Origin of the sequence: Arenibacter echinorum, assembly GCF_003259375.1 — a bacterium.
Classification (GTDB): Bacteria; Bacteroidota; Bacteroidia; order Flavobacteriales; family Flavobacteriaceae; genus Arenibacter; species Arenibacter echinorum.
This window is the reverse complement of the sequence record NZ_QLLN01000001.1, coordinates 525134-547285: the sequence shown is the minus strand read 5'-3', so window position 1 is coordinate 547285 and position 22152 is coordinate 525134. Positions and strand designations below refer to the sequence as shown.

Here is a 22152-nt window from a genome sequence, read left to right as displayed (position 1 = left end):
CAATGGAAATTTCAACGTCAAAATCCCTTGTGTAACAATTGTTACAAAGAGAATTTTAGATAACTTTATATTTGCATTTTAATAAATAATATGGATTATATACTTCAACCCTGGCCATGGTATGTGTCCGGGCCTTTGATTGCCCTTGTAATGCTAATTTTGGTGTTTTTCGGGAAAACTTTCGGAATGTCCTCCAATTTACAGACGCTTTGCAGTATTGGTGGTGCAGGAAAATATTCGGACTATTTCCGGTTCGATTGGAAAGCCCAGCGCTGGAATCTCACCGTTGTTCTAGGTGCCATCCTTGGTGGATTTATAGCAACACAATATTTATCCGATGGTTCTGCAATTGCCTTGAGTGCCGAAACCGTTGCGGACCTAAATGAATTAGGATTTAGTGAGGTTGGGGAAACACTCTTACCTCCCGAGATTTACAGTTGGGAAAATGTGTTGAGCCTAAAAGGGATTGCAGTCTTGGTCATTGCGGGATTTTTAGTGGGCTTTGGAACAAGATATGCCGGAGGATGTACTTCAGGTCATGCCATAACCGGTCTAAGCAACCTTCAACTGCCCTCACTAATAGCGGTAATTGGCTTTTTTGTAGGCGGACTTATTATGACCTTTTTTATTCTACCCTTAATTTTTGGATCTTAAAAACGAATTTCAGGAGGTTCACCGCATATATGTGGGGCTAAATATTCGATTCATAAATTATTGTAGTAACAATTAAAAATAAGCTTAAGGCTGAAGAAATTGTTCTCAGCAAAAAGTACATAACATAAATAAAATGAAGTTTTTAAAATTCTTGTTGGTAGGTATCTTCTTTGGGATAGTACTAGTAAAATCGGAAGCGGTATCCTGGTATCGCATCTATGAAATGTTCAAGTTTCAAGCCTTTCATATGTATGGAATAATTGGGTCTGCAGTATTTCTAGGCGTTCTATTTATTTGGCTATTTAAGAAGTACAAGATAAAAAGTATTGAGGGCAAAGACATAGATTTGGTCCCAAAAGATAAAGGGGTTGCAAGATACATTCTTGGTGGCACCATCTTTGGATTCGGATGGGCCTTGGCAGGTGCATGTCCTGGTCCCATGTATATATTAGTGGGTACCGGTGTTTTTAGTATGTTCATTGTAATAGCCGCTGCCCTTTTGGGCACTTTTACCTACGGCCTACTCCAGAAGAAATTGCCCCATTAAATTATGCCCATAGACCAACATACTGGAGGTCATTTTACCAATTACCACAAACCTAATTTTTGGGATCAATTAAGGGAAACGGGTATGGACAAAACAACTCCCTGCATTAGAAAGTGAATTGGTTGGTTGAAATAAGGAAGAAAAGGCTTTTTGGTATCTATTTCCTGTTTACACGATCTCGGCACTTAATCCAGCATTCAAAAGCTTACTACACCTTGGCTTTAAATCGTTATATTCCCCTGTCTTAACCGTACATTTTCCATTGTAATGTACAATGAGGGAACATTGCTCCGCCTGTTCCGGAGTATGGTCACAGGCCATTATTAAAGTTTCAATAACGTGATCAAAAGTATTAACCTCATCATTGAACAAAACAATCTCATTTTGCTTTACAGTCTCCTCATCCAAAAGTAATTCTTCCGAGACTTTTTCCTTTGTACTCATAGAATTCAATTTTAATACCTCCTAAAATACATATTTTACGGCAACCCAATTATTCTTTTCCAGATTTTTTTCGAATTTTAACCCTACTTCCTTACATCTTTCCGAAATCCGTGGGATATCCTCTTTATAAAAGCCACTTAAAAATAATATGCCGCCCTTTTTTAATGATTTCACATAGGTCGGTATGTCTTCCAGCAAAATGTTTCTATTTATATTGGCTATGATAATGTCGTATTTCTGGTCTACCAGTAAGTCGGCTGTTCCTTCGTACACATTAATATGGTTGCAATTGTTGCGCTCTACATTTTCTTTGGCATTTAGGTAGCACCAGTTATCAATATCTATAGCATCTATGGCAGCTGCTCCTTTCATGGCCGCCAAAATAGCCAAAACCCCGGTTCCACTTCCCATATCCAAAACGGATTTCCCTTTTAAATCATGTTCCAGTATATGTTGTAACATCATATGGGTGGTTTCATGATGGCCAGTCCCAAAACTCATCTTTGGCTCTATAACAATGTCATACTCCACCTTGGGCTTTTCATGAAACGGCGCTCTTATAACACACTGCTGACCAACTTGAATAGGATTGAAGTTACTCTCCCAGGTAGCGTTCCAATTCTCCTGTTCTATCTCCGAATAATCATAATCAATACTAAACAAAGGATTGGAAAGAATCTGTAGGTCATCCAGAATATTTGGATACCAATCTTCCTGTTTAATATAAGCTTGAACCCCATCTTCCGTTTCCACAAAACTTTCAAATTGCACTTCTCCCAATTCCGCAATGAGAATATCCGAAGCCGGTTGAACAGGGACTACCTTAAAATTATACTCTAGATATATAGAATTCAACATTTCGTTAAAAAACTTAATTAGACACCTTTTAGGTAAGAAGAACCCGTTGATATTTCAACGGGCCTTTAAATTATTTCGTTGCACCCAAACCCTTCAATTAAGTAATTATCACAAGGCTTGAATCCAATATTTATTGTCGGTTTCTTATGCTATTGCGTTAATTATAGCAATAAAGTCGTCCGCTACCAAAGCAGCTCCACCTATTAAACCGCCATCTACATCCGGTTTGGAAAAAATCTCTACCGCATTATTTGGTTTCACACTACCTCCGTAAAGTATGGAAACATTGTTTGCTATACCTGCATCATAAGCATTGGTAATAGTCTTGCGAATAAAAGCGTGCATTTCCTGTGCTTGTTCCGGCGAAGCGGTTTCTCCGGTACCTATGGCCCATACCGGCTCATAGGCCAGGATAATTTTACTCCATGCAGAGGCATCTAAGGAAAATAAAGCATTTTTTAATTGGCTTTCCACAATTTTAAAGTGGTTACTGGACTTACGATCCTCCAATTCCTCTCCAAAGCAAAACATTACTCTCATGTTTTTTCCCAGGGCAGCTACTACCTTTTTGGCTAAAATCTCATCGGTCTCTCCAAAATAAGCCCTTCTTTCCGAGTGACCTATAATTACGGTGTCTACCCCTATCCCTAACAGCATATTGGCCGATATTTCACCAGTGTAGGCGCCATTTTCCGCAAAATGCATGTTCTGGGCTACTACCTCAATGCTGGATGATTTTAATTGATCCACCGCAGCGCTCAAATTTACAAATGTAGGTGCCACCATCACTTCTGCCTTGGTATCTGGAAGTTTAGCGGAAAGTTCTGCTAACAAAACTTCTGTTTCCGCTAAATTCTTGTTCATTTTCCAATTTCCTGCTACTATTTTACTTCTCATTTTGATTCTAATTTATGTTGTTCCCTTTAATATCGTTAAGGCTAATTTATCTTTGGTTATAGAGGCATTGCTTAAGAATTATTCAAACTTCAAATCCTCCAAGTCGTTGTAATGGACTTTTTGTATTATTGTCCCCTCTTCCAACACCAACACACCAGGATTGGAGCGTACAATGGTTTTTAAAGTGGTTTCATCTGTGAAATAAAAATCGAAACCCAATTGATATTCCTTTTTCAGTTTTTGGGTATAATCCTTTCCCGAAGCGGACATTCCTATAACCTTATATCCATTCTTCATAGCCTTATCTGTTACCTCCTTAATCTCACCAAAAGCCCTGTAATTGCTCTTTGCCAGATCATAGGCTATCACCATAACCAATTTAGGTTCCTGTAGCAAGGAGGCTGCCATATCCTCACCATCCAATTCAATTGTAAAATCATGGATCGGAGGTTCGTATCCCTTTTGAATTTCCTTGGTTTCCACTCCAATAAACTCTCCATTTACAGCCGGATAATCGCCATTGGTAACCACTACCTTTTCTTCGCCATCCACATTAAACTTCCAACTGTAATCAAAAATGGCTACCGGAGCGTCCTCTGGCACACTCATGCCTTCCTCAATATTGGCACCTATTTTATAAGGCCTAAAATCCAAAGCTGGTAAATGATTAAGCACATAATAGGCAAAGATAGCACTAACCAACAAACTAAGACCTACAATAAGTCTTTTGGAACTATCACCAAAAGGCGATTTAATATGTTTTACACCCATGAAGAGTACGACAATAAGTAGCAATAAAATCACATCCTTGGTAAAGGATTCCCAAGGCGTTAATTTTATGGCATCCCCAAAACAGCCACAATCGGTAACCTTATTGAAATATGCGGAATAAAAAGTAAGAAAAGTAAAGAAAATGATCATCAAAAGTAAGCTCCAGACCGTAATTCTAGCTCTGAACCCAATTAATAACATAATACCCAACAGTACCTCCAGGATTACTACAAAAATAGAGATTCCTAATGCATAGGGCATCAAAAAACCCAAATCGAGTACTCCTGGACTAAAATATTCTTCCAATTTAAAGGAAAACCCAACTGGATCATTCAATTTAATAAATCCGCTGATTATAAATAAAATGCCTACAATTATACGACACAAAGTCACTAAATATTTCATATTCTAATACAATTCTGATTTTTATACTTAAATTGATATCATCACTTACCGGCCTTAAATGGACAAGTTTAAATATTAAATTTAGGATGTTGTTTTTTGCCCAAGATGTATCATTGCAAATACAGCATAGTTGATCATATCCTGATAGTTGGCATCTATCCCTTCACTGACTAATGTTTTTCCTTTATTGTCCTCTATTTGCTTAACGCGCAACAACTTCTGCAAAATTAGATCTGTCAGGGAACTCACCCTCATCTCCCGCCAGGCTTCGCCATAATCGTGGTTCTTATTTTCCATTAAGGTCTTGGTAATGGAAATGTGCTTATCAAACAGGGTCACAGCTTCTGCAGCGGAAAGATCTGGTTGATCAACTATTCCTTTTTCGATTTGAATCAAAGCCATAATGGAATAATTAATAATTCCGATAAACTCGGAAACCTCATCCTCATCCACCTTGCGCACTTCATTTTCCTGCAAACTCCTAATGCGCTGTGCTTTGATATAAATTTGATCTGTAAGGGATGGAAGCCTTAAAATTCGCCATGCACTGCCGTAATCTTGCATCTTTTTCAGGAAAAGGTCCCTACAAATTTTAATGACGGCATTGTATTGCTCGGAAGTATTATGCATTTAATCTTTCTAATTTGTGTAAATTTCGCTTAAAATTTTAAACTATTCAAAAATCGAGATTTAAACTTAACTACCAAAAGTTTTACTCCCCTTTATCTTATAAATAACATGACCATTAACTGCAAAGGAAATTTAGTGGACCTAAGTACTCCCAGAGTAATGGGGATAATCAATATTACTCCCGACTCCTTCTACGATGGTGGCAAATACAAAGACGAAACCGAGATTATTGCACAGGTAGAAACCATGTTGGCCAATGGGGCAAGTTTTATAGATATCGGGGCATACAGTTCCAGGCCAGGTGCGGATCTTGTAGAAGAAAGTGAGGAATTGGCTCGAATTATCCCTATCCTAAAACTATTACTAAAGACCTTCCCGGACATCCTTATCTCCATAGACACCTATAGAAGTAGGGTTGCCGATGAATGTCTTTCCCTTGGAGCAGCAATAATCAATGACATTTCCGCTGGTAATTTGGATCCAAATATGTTGGAAATAGTAGGTAAGCACCGGGCACCATATATTATGATGCATATGAAAGGAACTCCCGGAACTATGCAGGGCATGACCAATTACGAAAACCTTTTGGGAGAAATACTATATTATTTTTCGGAAAAAGTAGCCTTGGCAAGGGCTGCCGGTATTAATGATATTATTATTGATCCAGGTTTTGGGTTCGCAAAAACCTTGGGACAGAACTATGAAATTCTGAAAAAATTTAATCTACTGCACACCATGGACCTGCCAATTTTAACGGGCGTAAGCAGGAAATCCATGATTTACAGACTACTCGAAACCACTCCAAAAAATGCCTTGAACGGCAGTACGGCCCTACATATGTACTCGCTTACCAAAGGATCTCATATATTAAGGGTACATGATGTTAAGGAGGCCATGGAATGTATCCATTTGTTTAATGCCATTAACGGATCCGAGAATCATCTGTGACCAATTTTTATTCCCAGCTAATGAAAAATTGTTCAAAAAAGAGCCAAAACATTTTTTCGAATTTATCATGAGGTTATAGCTTATTTCCTATTTTTACAAAAACCACAGGATTGGATTTTTTAAACTTCTTAGATTTTAGTGTTACCGATATTATAGACATCTTTTTGGTGGCTATACTAATGTATTATGTATACCAATTAGTCCGTGGAACCGTAGCCATTAACATATTTATAGGAATCGTTATTGTTTGGGCTTTTTGGAAGTTGACCGAAGTTTTGGATATGAAAATGATCAGTAGCATGGTCGGTGGTTTTATGCAAGTGGGCCTAATTGCCCTTATCATTGTTTTCCAACAGGAAATCAGAAAATTTCTATTGATGGTAGGCTCTACCAATTTAGCCTCCAAACGCAATTTTTTAAAGCATTTTAAATTCCTCAAGGAAGACGGACTTACCATAGGCACTAATGTTGATGCTATTATATCTGCCTGTGAAAGAATGGGAAGTACCAAAACCGGTGCCCTGATCATTATTGGCAGAAATAATTCCTTGGACTTTGTTAAGTCGACCGGAGATAAAATGTATATTGAAATAACCCAGCCTATTCTGGAAAGTATTTTTTATAAGAACAGCCCCTTACATGATGGAGCGGCCGTTATTGAGGATAATTTTATAGTGGCTACCCGTGTAATACTCCCTGTTTCCAACGAACGTTCCATACCATTGCGATTTGGACTTAGACATAGGGCAGCAGTAGGTATAACGGAAAAAACAGATGCCCTGGCCATCATAGTGAGTGAGGAAACGGGCCTTATATCCTATATAAAAAATGGTGAATTTGTATTGTACAAGGATTTGGAAGAACTTTCCAGTTTAATTAAATCGGACCTGCTTTAATTGTATAACCTCAAAGGAAACCTTAGGCTACCTCTTCGGCCAAAAATTGGGCTTCATATAAATTTTGATAATACCCTTTTTGTTTCAATAGTTCTTTATGGGTTCCTGTCTCGACTATCAAGCCGTCCTGCATTACCAATATTTTATCGGCCTTTTTAATCGTTGCCAAACGATGTGCTATTATAATGGAAGTACGCCCTTCGGTAATCTTTTCCGTTGCACGTTGTATCAACTGCTCGGAATAGGTATCTACCGAAGATGTAGCCTCATCCAATACCAAAATACTGGGATTACTTACATAGGCCCTTAAAAAGGCTATCAACTGTCGCTGACCACTGGAAAGCATGGTACCCCTTTCCTTTATATTGTAGGTATAACCTCCGGGAAGACTGGAAATAAATTCATGGACACCTATCTGCTTTGCGGCCTGTTCCATAAGCTCTATGGTAATAGCATCATTCTTTAGGGAAATATTATTGGCTATTGTATCGGCAAAAAGAAATACATCCTGCAACACTACGGCAATTTTAGACCTTAAAGAGTTTAACTTGTAGTCCTTGATATTAATCCCATCAATCAAAATAGCTCCGGAATTAATTTCGTAGAAACGATTGAGCAAATTAATTATGGTAGATTTTCCGGCTCCCGTTGCCCCCACTATGGCAATGGTCTCTCCCGCCTTTACCTTAAAGGAAATTCCATGTAGCACTTCCTCATTTTCCAAATAGCCGAAGCGCACATTTTGAAACTCAATATCCCCTTTAATACTGTCTTTATCTATTGTACCTACGTCTTGAATATTACTGTCCGTATCCAATATTTTAAACACCCTATTGGCGGCTACCATTCCCATTTGTAAGGTATTGAATTTATCCGCAATTTGCCTAAGTGGCCTGAACAACATACTGGACAGCAATATGAACATGAAAATGGTACCGTATTCTTCCTTACTAATATTGGTAACATTCTGCAGACCCCCGTACCACACTATCAATCCAACGGTAATAGAGGATACAATTTCAGCCACCGGAAAAAAAATGGAGTTGTACCAAACTGTTTTTAACCAGGCATTTTGATGTTTCTCATTGATTTCCCTGAATTTTTCCTTCTCTATCTCTTCCCTCGTAAACAACTGTACTATCTTCATTCCGGTGATACGTTCCTGCACAAAAGAATTTAGATTTGAAACCTGTGCCCTTACCTCAATAAAAGCAACCTTCATGGCCTTTTGAAACAGTCTGGTTGCGTATAAAATTATGGGCAATACGGCAAATACTATTAGCGACAGTTTCCAATTAGCTACAAGCATTACAATCGCCACCACCAACATTTTAAGGAGGTCGGATACGATGACGAAGAAACCTTCACTAAAAATTTCACCTATCCTTTGCATGTCCGTAACCGCACGCGTAACCAACACGCCTATGGAGGAATTGTCATAATACTTCATTTTAAAACCCATGAGGTGCTTAAAGAGATTTATCCGAATATCCTTAATGACGGATTCCCCCAACCAATTGGCGTAATAATTAAAATAAAGCTGACTTAAAACTTCGCCGATCAAAACTCCTACCATAGCCAAGGTCAAGGTCAATAATTTTTGCCCGTCCTTATTGGTAATGGCGTTATCCACAATTTCCCCTACTAAAATAGGGGTCAGAACAGCAAAACCCGACAATAAGATTGCCGCTATGGCAACGCCGTAAAAAGTTAATTTATATGGCCTAACATGTCTAAGCAGACGCTTGAACAATCTATAATCAAATGCTTTTCCTGTATCCTTATCCATTGTACTCAATAATATTTTTTGGATATTTTATTGCTGTCAAATATAATCCTTTTGCAGGTACCGATACCCCGGCCTCACCCCTATCCTTGCTTGCCAAAATATACTCCATGTTGCTCGGGGAAGATTTGCCCAAACCAACATCTATAAGGGTTCCTACTATGGCGCGGACCATATTCCGCAAAAATCTATCGGCGCTTATGGTAAAAACCAACTTCTCTCCATCTTTGGTCCATTGGGCCTTTCTAACATCGCAGCGGTAGGTTTTTACATCGGTATTGGATTTTGAAAAACATTCAAAATCCTTATGCTCCACTAAAATAGCTGCAGCTTTGTTCATCTGCTCTATATTTAACGGATATTTCACATAATAGGCCCCATCTACCAAAAAGGGATTCTTATTTTGCACTATCCAATATTCGTATGTACGCTCAGTAGCATCGAAGCGGGCGTGTGACTCTGCGGGAACTTCAAATATAGAAACAATGGCTATATCTTCTGGAAGATAAGCGTTTAAACGATGAACTATTTCCGTTCCAGCAAAAAGTAAATCGGAATCAAAGTGGGCGAACATTTCCCTGGCGTGGACCCCTGCGTCTGTTCTCCCTGCCCCTGTCAGAGACACTGATTCCCGTAAAATTAAGGAAAAAGCGTTTTCCAAAACCTCCTGTACGCTTATTGCATTGGGCTGTTTTTGCCAACCGTGATACGACCTGCCCTGATAAGAAAATTGGACGAAATATCTCAAATGAATAATTTAGTTTTGTAGTAGGCAAAGATACTTGTTCTAAGGGAGAAAAACAGATAGAGGAAATGTTTTAATACAATATTGTTATAAAGTATTACTATGCCCATTTGAGCAATTCCCTTATGTTTACAGCTCCAAAAATTCCAATGTAAAACCCGTTGGGTTACCTAGTTTTTATATTTGTCATTTGTTTTCTTGGCAAAAAATTAAAAAGAATTAAACGCATGAAAAAAATACTCCTTCTTTCCGATACCCATGGGCATATGGACGAGAAAATCCTAAAATATGCCGGGGAGGCCGATGAAATATGGCATGCGGGGGACATTGGTAATTTGGAAGTAATGGATACCTTACTAAAAATAAAGCCGGTAAAAGGCGTCTATGGAAATATAGACGAAAACAAAATTCAGTTGGAATATCCTTTGGACAACCGATTTAAATGTGAGGAAGTTGATGTCTGGATGACCCATATTGGCGGATATCCCAACAAATATAATGTGCGTATCAGGGAGGAGATCAAAAGAGATCCCCCAAAACTTTTCATCTCTGGACACTCCCATATTCTAAAAGTAATGTGGGATAAAAAGTTAAACCTTTTACATATGAACCCAGGGGCATGTGGAATTCATGGTTTTCATCAAATACGGACCATGTTGAGATTTAAGATAGAAAAAGAGAACATTAAGGAGCTGGAGATCATAGAGCTTGGTAAGAGGGGATGATTCTCAGGGGCCTCTGATACCAAAATTAAACCACAATATCCCGCTAAAAAAGCGGAATTAGTTCTACTATCAGCTACAAATTCGTTGCAAGCAACTTTTTTAAACCGAGTTTCAATAAAAAAAACCCGGGCACTACCCCGGGTTCACGCACTAATACTACTAAGATGTTAGGCTTAACGCAATCGATCAACAGATTTTACAAGATCTTCATCCTTTTTTATTGCCCTGTTGGCCAGGACTAAAAAAACGATAGAAAATACAGGAATCAGCATCCCAATACCCTTCTCAGAAACAATAGTTTCTCCGGATAAGTTTAGTGATCGGTAAACGAAAAATCCTAGTAAAAAAAGATTCAATATTATATTCAACCTGTTCACTACAAATTGATTTTGTCTATTTTTATATAAAACTATCCCCAACAGCCCAAGGACTGCAACGGCATAAAAAGCAATGGAAACAAATACTGCATTTTCCGCGAATATTTCATTACCCCTAGCATCCGACCATAGATTTACAAAAAACGGAACAACCGCCCCTAATAGTATAACTACGATTAAATAAAGGGTCTGAATTCTTTGAATCATGCTTTTTAATACAATTGAGAAGCAAAAATAAGCGTCTTTTTAAAAATTATCACTCTAATATTGAAAATAATTTGTAATATTGCTACGTTATAAGTCAGATTACTTACCAACAGGGGATTTCATTCCCCTTATTATCCAAAAACAATAACAACATACACTTCATATTTTCGTAATAAGTATAATTTATTCAAAACTTAATGTTTGAGATTTCAGATTTAAAATCAAAAAAGCTTCCTGAGCTTCAGGAAATAGCCCAGGGCCTAAATGTTGCCAAATTTAAAACTTTAAAAAAGCTCGATTTGGTCTATCAAATTTTGGATGTTCAAGCATCCAATCCAAAAATTGTTCAAGAAAGAACCGAGGTAACCACAGAGGAAAGCAGTACTGCCAAGCCCAAAAGGTCTAGAATAATCAAGTCTAAGCCAAAAGAAACGGCGGCAAAGGCACCCGCACCTGAAAAACCGGAGGTGAAATCTATTGAACCAACAGAAAAATTGAGCACCCCAGAAGAAACCACTTCTGTGGTTGAAGATAAAAAAGAGGATACAAAACGCGAAAGAAAACCTCGCCAACACAATAATCCTGTACAGGCAAAAAAGGATTTTCAAAAAGGTGCAACGCAACAAAATGCATCACAGCAAAATACTCCGCAACCCAACAAACCTCAGCATAAAAAAAATCCACACCATCAAAAAGGTAATGTTGACAAAAACAACAGCAATTTTGATAAGGACCTAAAAAACAAATACAAAGAACCGGAATTTGAGTTCGACAGTATTATAGAAAGTGAAGGGGTCCTGGATATTATGCAGGATGGCTACGGATTTTTAAGATCCTCGGATTACAACTACCTTTCTTCTCCAGATGATATTTATGTATCACAATCCCAAATAAGATTGTTTGGATTAAAAACTGGAGATACCGTACTTGGAAATGTTCGTCCTCCAAAAGAAGGTGAGAAGTATTTCCCACTTATTAAGGTAAATAAGATAAACGGAATAGATCCCCAAATAGTTAGGGACAGGGTGTCTTTTGAACACTTGACCCCGTTATTCCCACAAGAAAAATTCAATCTTGCTGAAAGACAAAGTACCATCTCAACAAGAATTATAGATTTATTCAGTCCTATAGGAAAAGGACAAAGAGGTATGATCGTATCCCAGCCAAAAACTGGTAAGACCATGCTTTTGAAGGATATTGCCAATGGTATTGCCGCCAATCATCCAGAAGTTTATCAAATTATCCTTTTGATAGATGAACGCCCAGAGGAAGTTACGGACATGCAGCGTAATGTTCGCGGAGAGGTTGTTGCCTCTACTTTTGACAAGGAAGCAACAGAACATGTTAGGGTTGCCAATATTGTTTTGGAAAAAGCTAAGCGCTTGGTAGAATGTGGTCACGATGTGGTTATCCTATTGGATTCCATTACCCGTCTTGCCCGTGCTTACAATACAGTACAACCAGCCTCCGGAAAGGTATTGAGTGGTGGTGTTGATGCCAACGCCCTTCATAAGCCAAAGCGTTTCTTTGGAGCTGCGCGTAATATTGAAGGCGGAGGTTCCTTAACCATTATTGCAACAGCACTTACCGAAACCGGCTCTAAAATGGATGAAGTAATCTTTGAGGAATTCAAAGGAACTGGTAACATGGAATTACAATTGGATAGAAAAATATCCAACCGTAGAATATTCCCAGCCATCGATCTTACTTCCTCAAGTACAAGAAGGGACGACCTTTTATTGGATGAAAACACCATTCAGAGAATGTGGATCATGAGAAAGTATTTAGCGGACATGAATCCGGTTGAGGCCATGGAATTCATTGAACAAAGATTTAGACAAACCAAGAATAACGAAGAGTTTTTGCTCACCATGAATCAATAAAACCAATAAGAATAATCCCTAAAAAATTAGGGACAGACTTAAAATCCCATTTGGCGTTACAACCAAATGGGATTTTTTTTGTTATCAACACCTTAAATAAAAATACATATATATTTTTGCGGGATTTTTTTAGATGTACAATAATCAGTACTTTAACATATAATTTAACAAGTGTTTTCCCCCAACGCTTACCACTAAATAATTACTTTAATTAACAACTAATTGTAAAAATTTGAATTATGAAAAACCTAAAAAGAATTCATGCAACATTATGCCTTGGAATCCTTGCCGTTTTTGGTTTCACGTCCTGTGAACAAAAAAAGGAAAAAACCCCGGTAACAGAACCTGAACCTATGGAAATTAGTGCTCCCAAGCAGATTGTTTCCGTTTCCCAAGCAAAAACCATGTACGATGCCTACGGCGAGCGCAGGGTAGGCTTAATTGAAAAATATGAAAATGAACTTGCCCCAGAGAAGAAATTCGATGTGGCCCGTTTTGGTTATTATGACTACAACACCATTAAGGAATACATGAACTATATTGAACAAGAAGCTAAAAAGGCCAATGTGGAGATTTCTTCCCTACGTTTTTATTTTTCCAATTATCCGGATAAAATGTCCTTCGAAGATGGTAGGGAAATAAAACATCCAAAACAAAATTCATTTTTTATAATACCTGCTGTAAAGGACAACGATCGGGAATATGGGTTCTATATTAGGGAAGAGGACGATGGTAAGAATGTCCCCGTTTTACTTACTGATAATTTGGAACCAAAAAAAGATGGAGTAATGGACAAGATGCAGACAGGGGAAAGTAAATCCGAGGCTTCCTTTATGCCTACAGCAGCCCCTGCTCCCTTCTATGCCAGAAATAAGAGTCTGGTGCTGAACGAGGCCAATATGGTTCCTCCGCCTTATCACGAGGATTAAAAAGATCCATTAACCCCAGATCGAAGTAAAAATGGAAATATTGGATACTATTTTAGAGAATGCCAGTCAACCTCTCTATGCCCTAACCTTATTAGTAGCCTTAATAAAATACCCCAAATATTACAGTACTCCTTTAAAGTATTTTCCAATACTTTTAATGTACACCTTCTTAACAGAATTATTGGGCTATTTTACAAAGAACTATGAGGTATTCCATATTTCCATTTTTTCTGCTTTTGTAAAGCACAATGTTTTTATTTACAATATTTACAACTTAGTTTTCTTTAGCTATTTTTTTTACGTCTATTGGAACTATATAGAGAACAAAAAATATAAAAATTACATATTATTGATCGGAATATTTTATCTGACCGCCTCGCTGATAAATCCATTTTTTCAAAACTTTAAGTTAGAATCCCAGGTATATAGCTATTTGGCCGGAGCGTTTGCTATTTTGATATGCATTGTCCTATTTTTCTTGGAACATAGGCATAGTTCAAAAAAATTGGATTACAGGTTTACTGGCATTAAATGGATTAGCATTGGGCTTTTAATTTTTTATCTGGGTTATGCCCCCATCAAGGCTTCCAGGTTTTACAATTATACCTACCAATTAAACGAATATGTTCACATTAGAAGAATACACCTATCACTGATCGCATTGATGTATATCAGTTTTATTATCGGATTCCTAAGAATGAAACGCAAGTTTTGGATTTAACCTGGGCCAATCTGGAACCCTTGGAGTTTCTAGGTAGAAATCCTATCTCAGAAATAGACCACCGCATTACCCTTGGAGCTATTTCAGGTGGATATGTTACAAATGCCACATTAAACACGGCATATCATTATCAGCTTATAAAGAAACCTCGAAAAACCATTTTGGAAAGAATCAATTATTATTGGTTTTGAGTCAATGAAGCATCCCAAAATTTATTATCATTGGTATAATAATTAAGGCCTCGACAGTTCAAACTCCCTTGTGGGCTATCCCTTGGGAAGCTACAAATAACTGGCTCAGAGGTATACAATGCCCTTTGTCAGCGGCAAATACAACTCAAAATAATTAGGAATAAAGTAGACCCGCTAGCAACGCCCGACAAAAGCTGTGTTAGGGTCCATTTAATAAAAGTTGAAACTAATGATGTTAAGCCCTAGAGCAAGTTGCGAACCCATAGAATGAACGGTCATAATAAAATAGCTGCTATAGTAGAATCATTTATTATGGCAACCCAGTTATTTCACGAAAAAAACCGATTAACAAAACATTGCTAAAAAAAGAAATCATGACAGCACCGGAACAAATACAATTAGAAAACATTGCCGATTCCGATTACGAAATATTTGCACTCTTAAAACAAAGATATAGTCCTCGGATTTTTAAGGATAAAAAAATTACCGAACAACATTTGCACCAACTTTTTGAAGCTGTGCGCTGGGCTCCGAGTTCCAATAATCAACAGCCCTGGCGATTCCTATATGCGGAGAAAGGTTCAGAGGCCTATAGAAAAATTATAGACAACCTAACAGATTCCAATAAGATATGGGCCAAGAATGCTCCCCTTTTAATACTTACGGCATACAAGAAAGAAACCGAAAAGGGAAAAGAGAATTTACACGCGCTTCATGACCTGGGCATAGGATTGGGTGCTATGACAGTTCAGGCACAGTACATGGGAATAGCCATGCACCATATGGCCGGATTAGACTACAAAAAAGCCCAACACATCTTCAATATCCCAGAAGATTTCCATATTGTAACGGCAATTGCCCTAGGCTATTATGGTGGGGAACTGGATGATCTGCCCCAAAAACTTCAGGAGAAAGAAATTAGCGAACGGCAACGTATGCCCCAAAACCAATTTGCGTTTAAAAATAGTTGGGGTACAGACCAAAATATATAGCTATAGCAAATTCGAGCCAAAATTCTATTTCCTTATATAGACCGTCTTTTTGTTCACAAACTCCAATATACCTTCCATGGAAAGCTCACGACCAAATCCCGACGCTTTCGTTCCTCCGAATGGTAATCTTGGATCGGACTTCACCATTTCATTTATAAAAAATGCCCCATCAGGTATGTCCCCAATTATTTTCCGTGCAGATTTTATATCTTCTGTGAACAGCATGGACCCCAGACCAAATTTAGAATTTGCCGCCATCACAACGGCCTCCTTCCTATCCTTTGCCTTGACCACTGCTGCCACTGGGCCAAAAAGTTCTTCATCAAAGGCAGGCATACCTGGTAGTACACCAGTAAGTACTGTAGGCTCATAATAGGCTCCGTCCCGCTTATTTCCAATCTTAACTTGAGCCCCCTTGTCCAAGGAATCCTTGACTTGTTCCTCCAAAGTTTTGGCCAGGTCCTCTCTAGCCATGACCCCTATATTCGTGTGTTTATCCAAGGGATCTCCAGATTTAAGATCTTGGACTCTTTTGGTAAACTTGATTAGAAACTCCTCGTAAATAGTTTCGACAACTATGAATCTTTTTGCCGCTATACAACTTTGACCGGTATTTTGCATTCTGGCCATAACCATGGTGTCCATATATTTGTCCAAATCAGCATCTTCCCATACTATACAGGCATTATTGCCCCCTAGTTCCATAACACATTTTTTTAAATGCTTTCCTGCCTGGGCCGCAATTGCCCTACCTGCCTTCTCACTTCCCGTAAGGGTTACACCTTGTACAATAGAATTCCCAATGATAGATTCAAGCTTTTGATGGTCCGCAATAAGAGACTGAAAGCTGCCTTCTGGATAGCCTGCCGAAAGAAACAATTCCTGAAGTGCCAAGCTGCAGCCTGGGACATTACTGGCATGTTTTAATATTACAGTATTACCTGCAGTGAGCGTTGGTGCCGCGAAACGGATTACCTGCCAAAAGGGAAAGTTCCATGGCATAATGGCCAATACACATCCAATGGGATCGTAACTTACAAAACTTTCGTCCGCCTCGGTATCTATAAGGTCATCTGCAAGAAACCCAACGGCATTCTTAGCATAAAAATCGCAGGCCCAAGCGCACTTTTCAATTTCGGCAATACCTTGATTTACGGGTTTCCCCATCTCCTTGGACATTAATTGAGCGTAAGATTTTTTATTTTTCAACAAAGCCTTGGCCAGTTTTTTTAAAAGTCCCGACCTATGTTCTACACTTACATTTTTCCAGTTTTGGAAGACCTGTTCGGTTTTGGCCAATACCTTATCTATATCGTCATCCGAAAATATTTTATATTTTTCCAATGACTTGCCATCATAAGGGTTCACTGATTCTAAATATTCCATTTTAATACCAATTTATAGTTATTGATCTAAGTTTATAAATATGTCCGTGAATATAAGTAAAGGTCAAGGGCATTAATATTTGCCCTAAGGTTTATTAAAAAAAAGCCAGAATTTTTTCCCGGTCATATTTATTTTCAATTGTGGCAATTATATCCATTTTTAAGGCCTCCAATTCCTTTTGTATTTCGTCCCTATTTTCCTTAGAAATTTTTGTGTCTTGTACAAGATATTTTAAAGCTCCAATAAGGACAAGAACAACTGAGCTATCTTTTTTTGCATACAACCGGATAGGTTGAATAATTGTCTGCATTAGTTCCTTGGCGGTAACGTTCGTTCTGACCAGAATGATCTTGCCTTCCCTTAAATAATTAGATGTTTTATGTGGAAATCTCATGATTTTTACCAGTAGAGGTGCCAATCTATTAATGGCATCAATAGCTGTCCCAGGATCATTTATCCCAGGTGACATTGCTTTGACTGCTATTTCCATCAATTTAATAAATCCATCAAATCCCTCGTTTTGATCGCTTCTATTACTGCTAATATTTACACACAACATTAGGTCCTCCAAATCTTCATCCTTAAGCACATTCTGAACCTTTAACAAGGGCATTCCCTCCCATAAATGCCTGCCAACGTATGGCACTACTTCAATTTGATGGCAATGTTCAGCTAAGGAATCGCTTAACAAAGAATTATCAAATCCTCTGTAATAGCCCGACTTATGGGAATAAATGGTTTCAAAATTATCCATCCTAAATTCTTGCAAGCCAACTTTCAAATTACAAGTATCTTCATAATCTTTGTCCAAATACCTTGAGCTGGATCGAAATATATTATCTATAATATTTTGAATTTGAATAGATGTGGAAATACTATGAATGAAATAGACAAACAGTCCTATACAAAATACTCCTGAAATTGCGGCCAACATGGTTGAGAACCCAACCGAATGTGTATCAATATCGTTAGCTCCTAGAGCAATTAGAATTATAATACAGTACAACAAAGTACCGATGTATACTCCCAGAATTAGTTGATGTCTTTTATTGGAAACCAAACTCGGTAATAATCTCGGTGAAAAATTGGAAGAAGCTTGGCTGAGTACAACCATGACCATTGTAAAACTAAACACCGTTAATGAAAGAATGCCACCAATCAACGTTGTTAAAATGGCACGGGCCGTTTCATAATCTTTTATAAAAAGGTAAGGTATCCGTTCTTTTAACGTTTCGGCCAATTCCAAACTTTCCAGTTCCAATATTATAAATGCCAATAGAAAAAATGCAAATGAAATTAGCACAGGATAAAATGCAATACTCAGTAGCACTCTGCGATAAAACACCTTCAATATTTTAATGGCATATTTAAACATGGTGCAATTAATTAACAAGTTGTTTAAAGGTAATTAATCCCTTTTATACGACTAGCCCAATACCAATAAATTGTATCGCAAACACTGGAATGAATTAAAAAAACCAACAATTGTCTGCTGCCTTGTTTATTTGTATAAGAGTCAATATTATTTAGATTACAGCACATAAATGTTAACCCCCTTTGATAAATTTGACTTATAAGAAAAAGAAAAATATTGCCATTTAAGAATTGGCAATCAGATAAACCCAAAATTTCGGGGGGACATTTGGGTTTAAATGTATTCTTCTTTGAATTACTACGAACTACAACTGTAATTCAATTTAGATGGTTAGGTTGGTTGTTAATTAATGGTTCCGATACACTTTATTATCGGAACCATTTTTATTGGAACAATTTCTTTTACATCGGTATATTTAAGAATCATGGGGTTATTCCTAAAAATCTTCTTAACTTTTAGAACAACAACTAAAATTATGGTTATGGATTTAAAGATAGACGAGGCCTGGGCGGAAATGATCAATAGACTGACTTCTTGGGTGGACAGTTTAATAGTGAATTTGCCCAATATCATTTTAGCACTTCTCGTATTCACCATCGTAATTCTACTTTCCAAATATTTTACCAAACTTACCTGGAAACTATTGGCGAAAAGTAGTTTACAGAAATCCATGAAGAATTTAATCACCAAATTAATTTCAGTTCTGGTCATTCTAACAGGGCTATTTTTAGTGCTTGGGATCTTGGACCTAAGCAAAACGCTAAATACAATTTTAGCCGGTGCAGGGGTAGCCGGTCTGGCTGTAGGCCTGGCTTTACAGGGTGCCTTGGCCAACACCTATTCCGGTATAGTACTGTCCTACATAAAGCATATTAAATTTGGGGATTGGATAGAGAGTAATGATTATGAGGGTGAGGTGATAGATATAGATCTAAGGGCTGTAACCATAAAACAATCGGACAACAATTTGGTTTATATACCCAATAAATTGGTTTTGGAGAACCCCATAAGAAATTTCTCGACAACAGCACAATCACGAGTAATCCTTAAGTGCGGAGTTGCCTATTCGTCCAATTTGGAATTTGTTCGCGACCTAGTTTGCAAGACTATTTCCTCCAATTTTGACAACGTAGAAAATGCCAAGGAAGTAATTTTTCTCTATACCGAATTTGGAGATAGCTCCATTAATTTTGAAACTCGCTTTTGGATCAAATCTACCTCCTCACTAGAAGTGCTAAAGGCCAAAACCATCGCCATGATAGCCATTAAGAAAGCATTTGACGATAACAGCATTAATATCCCCTTCCCTATACGAACATTGGATTTTCCAGAAAACTTCAAATTCAACAACCCTACAAACAATTGAATCAAAACAAGTTACAACAAAGTCATCTGTGTTAACCATTAACGTGATAACGTTAAACAATGTGATTGAATATCCCGAGATTTGTTTTAGAAATTGTTTAAAGAACAATTTATAGTATTAACCTAAAAAACACATATATCATGCTACGATGGACAGTAACATTTGTAATATTAGCAATAATTGCCGCAATTTTCGGATTTGGGGGAATAGCAGCAGGCGCTGCCAGTATTGCTAAAATCTTATTTTTTATTTTCTTAATTCTCTTTGTAATATCCTTATTTACAGGAAGAAGTAAGATCTAATCAAGACAGCTTTTTAAAAATTAATAAAACTTTAAGTACACTATGTACATAATCCTAAAACTATAAAAATGAAAAAATCGATAATATACTTCTTATTCGCTCTACTATTTACTGTTTCATTGGCCACCTTTACCAGCTGCAGGGAAGAAAAAACTGCAGGTGAGAAAATTGAAGATGGAATAGAAAAGGTAGGTGACGACATTGAGGAAGGTGTGGAAGAAATTGGAGATGAAATAGATGACGCCACAGACGACAATTAAAAATTCTCTTTGGTTGGTTAGATTTTGTTTTGAACGGACATTTTCCTTTGCGGATCTTGTCCGTTCTTATTTCAACTACGAAATAAATGAACATACCCGGGGAAACGTTATAACCAATGGCTTGTGGTTGCACTCAACATAGGAGCCTTTTACCAAAGACTCAATTAAAAATATAATCCGTTATTAATTTAAAAAATATGAAAATGAAGAATGAATTTGCCAAGAACGAAAAAGAAATTATAGACGAATATCAAAAAAAGGGCTTTAAGGGCAACTACCGTGTAGATAACATGAAATTGATCGATTTGAAGACAAAAATTGGGTACGAGCCCGAAAATGTTACCATTTTGAAGGAATATCGCTTCGAAGGTATGAGCAATCCGTCCGACATGTCCATCTTGTATATTGTCGAAACAAACGACGGCAGTAAAGGCACGGTATTAGCCAATTATAGCCCATCCAGCAATATTGAAACGGCCGAATTTTTTAAGGAAATCCCCAAAGAAAACTACATGGCAAAATAAAATTAAACAAAGCTTGATAAAGCAATCTCATCTGGGAAGAGAAGAAAGTGTTTTCCTATTAACTCATGTTGTGCATTAGGCTTTATCAACACATCTTACACTACACAACAATTAAAAGATATAGGTAGTTGTGAAGTCACCTACAATATCAATTAGTAATACATAGGCATAAGCCAATATTGATAAAAAATTCACTGAGCAGTTTAATTGAAATTAAAAATTCATCATCTTTGTGTATAACGCCTACATTGTTTTCCCAAGTTTATAGGAATCGATGTCACAGGCCCATATTATATGCAATTAATGAGAATCTATCTGAAATTTGATTTTAACCTTATCTGTAAAGCTGTTTTACAGGAACAACTGGACGCCTTGGGAATGAACTATACCATTCATGGTGTTGGGGAAATTGAATTTGATAGAAGGCCAACAGATGAGGAAGATCAGGAAATGGCCTCGCTCTTGGGAAATTATGGCATAGAAATTATGGATGATCAACAAATGGCCTTGGTACAACGTATTAAAGATTCTGTTTCAGAATGGATAAATGATGAAGAGAATCCTAAACTTTATAATTTCTCTACCTATCTTTCTGAAAAACTGGATTATTCATATACCTATTTGTCCTCGGTATTCTCTGAAGCCACCTACTCTTCAATCGAGAACTTTGTAATTCTAAAAAAAATAGATTTCGCCAAAAGTTTAATCCTCCAAAATAACCTAACCTTAACGGAAATAGCGTATAAGCTCAACTATAGCAGTGTATCACATTTATCGGCCCAATTCAAAAAGACGACCGGACTTACTCCCTCGACTTTTCAGAAAATAATCCTGAAGCGGAAAGAAAGAGCCTTAAACCAAAAATAACCAGACCAAAATATGCCCCTACATTCCCTAAACATAGCCCTTGCCGATGATGATGAAGATGACAGAACATTGTTCAAGGAAGCCATGAACGAAATAAAAATTAAGACCAAATTATCCCTTTTTAACAATGGCAAGGAGTTGATGGATTACTTGACCCTGCCCAATGTGATTTTACCGGAAATAGTATTTCTAGATTTGAACATGCCCATCAAGAATGGAATGCAATGTCTCAATGAAATTAGAAACCACCCTAGACTTCAGGACCTATTGGTTGCCATATATTCAACCTCCTCTTCTGAATCCGATATTGAAGAAACCTTTGTGAACGGTGCCAATATTTACATTAATAAGCCCAATAACTTTGGGGCTCTAAAACAAGCCATTGAAAAAGTTTTACAGCTCAACTGGCAATACCACACCTCGGCCTTGAACAAGGATAATTTTTTATTAAGGATCTAAAGGGAGT

Annotated in this window: 26 protein-coding genes; 16 read left to right on the top strand and 10 right to left on the bottom strand. The window is 37.5% G+C overall.

Annotated features, from left to right (window positions below):
• Positions 1–90: 90 nt before the first annotated feature.
• Positions 91–654 (top strand): YeeE/YedE family protein, encoded by a 564-nt coding sequence (locus LV92_RS02425; protein ID WP_111622071.1) that lies wholly within the window; start codon positions 91–93, stop codon positions 652–654.
• Between the two features lie 133 nt (positions 655–787).
• Positions 788–1201 (top strand): DUF6691 family protein, encoded by a 414-nt coding sequence (locus LV92_RS02420; RefSeq protein ID WP_111622070.1) that lies wholly within the window; start codon positions 788–790, stop codon positions 1199–1201.
• A gap of 168 nt (positions 1202–1369) precedes the next feature.
• On the opposite strand, the gene LV92_RS02415 is transcribed toward LV92_RS02420, so the two are convergent.
• From LV92_RS02415 to LV92_RS02395, 5 genes are all read right to left on the bottom strand, one after another.
• Complete coding sequence (locus LV92_RS02415; protein WP_072862636.1) at positions 1370–1645, bottom strand: ATP-dependent Clp protease adaptor ClpS; 276 nt, start codon at positions 1643–1645, stop codon at positions 1370–1372.
• A gap of 21 nt (positions 1646–1666) precedes the next feature.
• Positions 1667–2503 (bottom strand): 50S ribosomal protein L11 methyltransferase, encoded by an 837-nt coding sequence (gene prmA, locus LV92_RS02410; protein ID WP_111622069.1) that lies wholly within the window; start codon positions 2501–2503, stop codon positions 1667–1669.
• A gap of 144 nt (positions 2504–2647) precedes the next feature.
• Positions 2648–3400 carry a triose-phosphate isomerase gene (tpiA, locus tag LV92_RS02405; protein ID WP_111622068.1) on the bottom strand — a complete coding sequence of 251 codons (753 nt, stop codon included), beginning with the start codon at positions 3398–3400 and terminating at the stop codon, positions 2648–2650.
• A gap of 78 nt (positions 3401–3478) precedes the next feature.
• Positions 3479–4576, bottom strand: coding sequence for a BT_3928 family protein (locus LV92_RS02400; protein ID WP_111622067.1), 1098 nt, complete (start codon positions 4574–4576; stop codon positions 3479–3481).
• An 81-nt stretch (positions 4577–4657) separates the two neighbouring features.
• On the bottom strand, positions 4658–5206 hold the full coding sequence (locus tag LV92_RS02395; RefSeq protein ID WP_111622066.1) for a DUF1599 domain-containing protein: 549 nt from the start codon (positions 5204–5206) through the stop codon (positions 4658–4660).
• Between the two features lie 108 nt (positions 5207–5314).
• On the opposite strand from LV92_RS02395, the gene folP reads away from it, so the two are divergent.
• Together folP and LV92_RS02385 are read left to right on the top strand one after the other, a co-directional pair.
• Entirely contained in the window at positions 5315–6154 is an 840-nt protein-coding gene (gene folP, locus LV92_RS02390) for a dihydropteroate synthase (protein WP_111622065.1), read from the top strand.
• Between the two features lie 110 nt (positions 6155–6264).
• A complete protein-coding gene (locus tag LV92_RS02385; RefSeq protein ID WP_111622064.1) occupies positions 6265–7050 on the top strand; it encodes a diadenylate cyclase in 786 nt (261 codons plus the stop codon).
• A 22-nt stretch (positions 7051–7072) separates the two neighbouring features.
• Here LV92_RS02385 and LV92_RS02380 read toward each other — a convergent pair whose 3' ends face one another.
• Both LV92_RS02380 and truA read right to left on the bottom strand, forming a co-directional pair.
• Positions 7073–8839: an ABC transporter ATP-binding protein gene (locus LV92_RS02380; protein WP_111622063.1), complete on the bottom strand. Its 1767-nt coding sequence runs from the start codon at positions 8837–8839 to the stop codon at positions 7073–7075.
• A complete protein-coding gene (truA, locus tag LV92_RS02375; RefSeq protein WP_111622062.1) occupies positions 8832–9584 on the bottom strand; it encodes a tRNA pseudouridine(38-40) synthase TruA in 753 nt (250 codons plus the stop codon). Before truA ends, LV92_RS02380 begins: the two co-directional genes overlap by 8 nt.
• A 224-nt stretch (positions 9585–9808) precedes the next feature.
• Here truA and LV92_RS02370 point away from each other — a divergent pair, with 224 nt between their 5' ends.
• Positions 9809–10306: a metallophosphoesterase family protein gene (locus tag LV92_RS02370; RefSeq protein WP_111622061.1), complete on the top strand. Its 498-nt coding sequence runs from the start codon at positions 9809–9811 to the stop codon at positions 10304–10306.
• A 173-nt stretch (positions 10307–10479) separates the two neighbouring features.
• On the opposite strand, the gene LV92_RS02365 is transcribed toward LV92_RS02370, so the two are convergent.
• On the bottom strand, positions 10480–10890 hold the full coding sequence (locus LV92_RS02365; protein ID WP_111622060.1) for a DUF4293 domain-containing protein: 411 nt from the start codon (positions 10888–10890) through the stop codon (positions 10480–10482).
• 197 nt (positions 10891–11087) lie between these two features.
• Between LV92_RS02365 and rho the strand changes: the two genes are divergently transcribed.
• The 5 genes from rho to LV92_RS02340 all read left to right on the top strand — a co-directional run bounded on the left by rho (position 11088) and on the right by LV92_RS02340 (position 15606).
• Positions 11088–12773 carry a transcription termination factor Rho gene (gene rho / locus LV92_RS02360; protein ID WP_111622059.1) on the top strand — a complete coding sequence of 562 codons (1686 nt, stop codon included), beginning with the start codon at positions 11088–11090 and terminating at the stop codon, positions 12771–12773.
• A gap of 239 nt (positions 12774–13012) precedes the next feature.
• Positions 13013–13702, top strand: a complete 690-nt coding sequence (locus LV92_RS02355) for a hypothetical protein (RefSeq protein ID WP_111622058.1) — start codon at positions 13013–13015, stop codon at positions 13700–13702.
• A gap of 40 nt (positions 13703–13742) precedes the next feature.
• On the top strand, positions 13743–14423 hold the full coding sequence (locus tag LV92_RS02350; protein WP_211322915.1) for a hypothetical protein: 681 nt from the start codon (positions 13743–13745) through the stop codon (positions 14421–14423).
• Entirely contained in the window at positions 14414–14614 is a 201-nt protein-coding gene (locus LV92_RS02345) for a hypothetical protein (RefSeq protein ID WP_111622056.1), read from the top strand. The genes LV92_RS02350 and LV92_RS02345 overlap by 10 nt, the downstream gene beginning before the upstream one ends.
• A 374-nt stretch (positions 14615–14988) precedes the next feature.
• Positions 14989–15606, top strand: a complete 618-nt coding sequence (locus tag LV92_RS02340) for a nitroreductase family protein (RefSeq protein ID WP_111622055.1) — start codon at positions 14989–14991, stop codon at positions 15604–15606.
• A gap of 24 nt (positions 15607–15630) precedes the next feature.
• Here the strand turns inward: LV92_RS02340 and LV92_RS02335 are convergent, their stop codons facing one another.
• Both LV92_RS02335 and LV92_RS02330 read right to left on the bottom strand, forming a co-directional pair.
• On the bottom strand, positions 15631–16992 hold the full coding sequence (locus LV92_RS02335; RefSeq protein ID WP_111622054.1) for an NAD-dependent succinate-semialdehyde dehydrogenase: 1362 nt from the start codon (positions 16990–16992) through the stop codon (positions 15631–15633).
• Positions 16993–17086: 94 nt separating this feature from the next.
• Entirely contained in the window at positions 17087–18367 is a 1281-nt protein-coding gene (locus tag LV92_RS02330) for a DUF2254 domain-containing protein (protein WP_111622053.1), read from the bottom strand.
• Positions 18368–18848: 481 nt separating this feature from the next.
• Here LV92_RS02330 and LV92_RS02325 point away from each other — a divergent pair, with 481 nt between their 5' ends.
• The 6 genes from LV92_RS02325 (at position 18849) to LV92_RS02300 (ending at position 22145) form a co-directional block, all read left to right on the top strand.
• Entirely contained in the window at positions 18849–19733 is an 885-nt protein-coding gene (locus tag LV92_RS02325) for a mechanosensitive ion channel family protein (RefSeq protein WP_111622329.1), read from the top strand.
• Positions 19734–19873: 140 nt separating this feature from the next.
• Positions 19874–20035, top strand: coding sequence for a DUF1328 family protein (locus LV92_RS02320; RefSeq protein WP_031443085.1), 162 nt, complete (start codon positions 19874–19876; stop codon positions 20033–20035).
• A 68-nt stretch (positions 20036–20103) separates the two neighbouring features.
• A complete protein-coding gene (locus LV92_RS02315) occupies positions 20104–20295 on the top strand; it encodes a hypothetical protein (RefSeq protein ID WP_111622052.1) in 192 nt (63 codons plus the stop codon).
• A gap of 203 nt (positions 20296–20498) precedes the next feature.
• On the top strand, positions 20499–20819 hold the full coding sequence (locus LV92_RS02310; protein WP_111622328.1) for a hypothetical protein: 321 nt from the start codon (positions 20499–20501) through the stop codon (positions 20817–20819).
• 303 nt (positions 20820–21122) lie between these two features.
• Positions 21123–21686 (top strand): helix-turn-helix domain-containing protein, encoded by a 564-nt coding sequence (locus tag LV92_RS02305; RefSeq protein ID WP_111622327.1) that lies wholly within the window; start codon positions 21123–21125, stop codon positions 21684–21686.
• A gap of 12 nt (positions 21687–21698) precedes the next feature.
• Positions 21699–22145 carry a response regulator gene (locus LV92_RS02300; protein ID WP_111622051.1) on the top strand — a complete coding sequence of 149 codons (447 nt, stop codon included), beginning with the start codon at positions 21699–21701 and terminating at the stop codon, positions 22143–22145.
• The last annotated feature ends 7 nt before the right edge of the window (positions 22146–22152 follow it).